The 2,500-nt window shown below is 53.8% G+C and carries 2 tRNA genes and 1 rRNA gene (1 of these 3 cut by a window edge); all 3 read left to right on the forward strand.

The features are described 5' to 3' along the window. The first annotated feature begins 89 nt into the window (after window positions 1–89). Window positions 90–166 (forward strand) — tRNA-Ile (locus QN347_RS18825). Between the two features lie 22 nt (window positions 167–188). Continuing rightward, a tRNA-Ala gene (locus tag QN347_RS18830) sits at window positions 189–264 on the forward strand. A gap of 311 nt (window positions 265–575) precedes the next feature. Continuing rightward, window positions 576–2,500, forward strand: a 23S ribosomal RNA gene (locus tag QN347_RS18835); it runs 871 nt beyond the window's last position.

Below are 2,500 nucleotides of genomic sequence, written 5' to 3' on the forward strand. Positions count from 1 at the left end.
ATTCGCACGCAGCCAAGCTCGGCCAGCGCAGAAAAGCGCGCCCACAAGGCGCAGCTTTGCTGCGACTGACGGGCGCGCGAGCGAGGCATGGGCCTGTAGCTCAGTTGGTTAGAGCGCACCCCTGATAAGGGTGAGGTCGGTGGTTCGAATCCACCCAGGCCCACCACTTTTTGCGCTTTGAAGAGTATGGGGCCTTAGCTCAGCTGGGAGAGCGGTTGCTTTGCAAGCATCAGGTCATCGGTTCGATCCCGATAGGCTCCACCACTCGCCACCGAAAACCTAGAGATGAAGAGAAAACTCTTCCGCTTCGGCGGAACACGGAGGCTTCGGCCTCCCTTATTTGACATTGTGAATGGGTTCTTAAAATCGATGCCGTGATATCGGCGTGTCGGTTTGGACAAGAGGTTTGGAAGGTTCGCCTTCCGGATCGCACGGCCAGACTGCGCACGCTTTAATAATCAGGCTGAGCATTTTTAATCATCCGCACCAAGATACTGTGACTTTGCTGCTCTGCCGAGTTTTGGTTCGATCCGTCATGGATCGATCCCAGCATTGTCATTGGTGGTGCGGACTCTCAAGCGTGAGGTAAGGGCAATTCGTGGATGCCTTGGCGCATACAGGCGATGAAGGACGTGGCACGCTGCGATAAGCGTGGGGGAGCCGTGAGCAGGCCTTGATCCCACGATTTCCGAATGGGGAAACCCACCTATCCCGTTTAACTTCGTATCGAGGCAACTCGGTGCGACGCTAAATGGGGTTAGGTATCACTTAACTGAATACATAGGTTTCGTGAGGCGAACCCGGCGAACTGAAACATCTCAGTAGCTGGAGGAAAAGACATCAACCGAGATTCCGTTAGTAGTGGCGAGCGAACGCGGACCAGGCCAGTGCCTGATGGTGAATTAGCAGAACGATTTGGAAAGATCGGCCATAGCGGGTGACAGCCCCGTATGCGAAAATGAAACATCAGGACTCGAGTAGGGCGGAACACGTGTAATTCTGTCTGAACATAGGGGGACCACCCTCTAAGCCTAAATACTCGTATGCGACCGATAGTGAACTAGTACCGTGAGGGAAAGGTGAAAAGCACCCCGATGAGGGGAGTGAAACAGTACCTGAAACGGATTGCCTACAAGCAGTTGGAGGGTCCTTGAGGCCTGACAGCGTACCTCTTGCATAATGGGTCTGTGACTTAATGTATCAAGCAAGCTTAAGCCGTTAGGTGTAGGCGCAGCGAAAGCGAGTCTGAATAGGGCGCCAAAGTTTGATGTATTAGACCCGAAACCCGGCGATCTATGCATGACCAGGATGAAGGTGCGGTAACACGCACTGGAGGTCCGAACCGATTAACGTTGAAAAGTTACCGGATGAGTTGTGCTTAGGGGTGAAAGGCCAATCAAGCCGGGAAATAGCTGGTTCTCCGCGAAAACTATTGAGGTAGTGCCTCGGACGAATACCTTGGGGGGTAGAGCACTGGATGGATGCGGGGGTCGCGAGACCTACCAACTCTAACCAAACTCCGAATACCCAAGAGTAATATCCGGGAGACAGACGGCGGGTGCTAAGGTCCGTCGTCAAAAGGGAAACAGCCCTGACCTACAGCTAAGGTCCCCAAGTCGTGTCTAAGTGGGAAAGCATGTGGAACTTCCAAAACAACCAGGAGGTTGGCTTAGAAGCAGCCATCCTTTAAAGAAAGCGTAACAGCTCACTGGTCTAAATAAGAGGTTCTGCGGCGAAGATGTAACGGGGCTCAAGACACGCACCGAAGCTTAGGGTGTGCCATTTATATGGTACGCGGTAGCGGAGCGTTCCGTAAGCCTGTGAAGCGATCTGGTAATGGGTCGTGGAGGTATCGGAAGTGCGAATGCAGACATGAGTAGCGATAAAAAGGGTGAGATGCCCTTTCGCCGAAAGACCAAGGGTTCCTGCGCAAGGCTAATCCGCGCAGGGTGAGTCGGCCCCTAAGACGAGCCCGAAGGGGGTAGTCGATGGGAACACGGTTAATATTCCGTGACCTGGTGGTGTGTGACGGATCTCGTGTGTTGTCTTCCCTTATTGGATTGGGAAGGCTTCGAAGAGGTCCCAGGAAATAGCCCCACCGTATAGACCGTACCCGAAACCGACACAGGTGGTCAGGTAGAGTATACCAAGGCGCTTGAGAGAAGTGTCCTGAAGGAACTCGGCAAATTGCCTCCGTACCTTCGGAAGAAGGAGGCCCCAACTAAGCGCAAGCTCTGTTGGGGGGCACAGGCCAGGGGGTAGCGACTGTTTAGCAAAAACACAGGGCTCTGCTAAGTCGGCTTCAAGACGACGTATAGGGCCTGACGCCTGCCCGGTGCCTGAAGGTTAAGTGGAGGGGTGCAAGCTCTGAAATGAAGCCCAGGTAAACGGCGGCCGTAACTATAACGGTCCTAAGGTAGCGAAATTCCTTGTCGGGTAAGTTCCGACCTGCACGAATGGCGTAACGACTTCCCCACTGTCTCCAGGACATGCTCAGCGA

This window comes from Sphingomonas sp. 10B4, from assembly GCF_035019905.1.
Classification (GTDB): Bacteria; Pseudomonadota; Alphaproteobacteria; order Sphingomonadales; family Sphingomonadaceae; genus Sphingomonas; species Sphingomonas glacialis.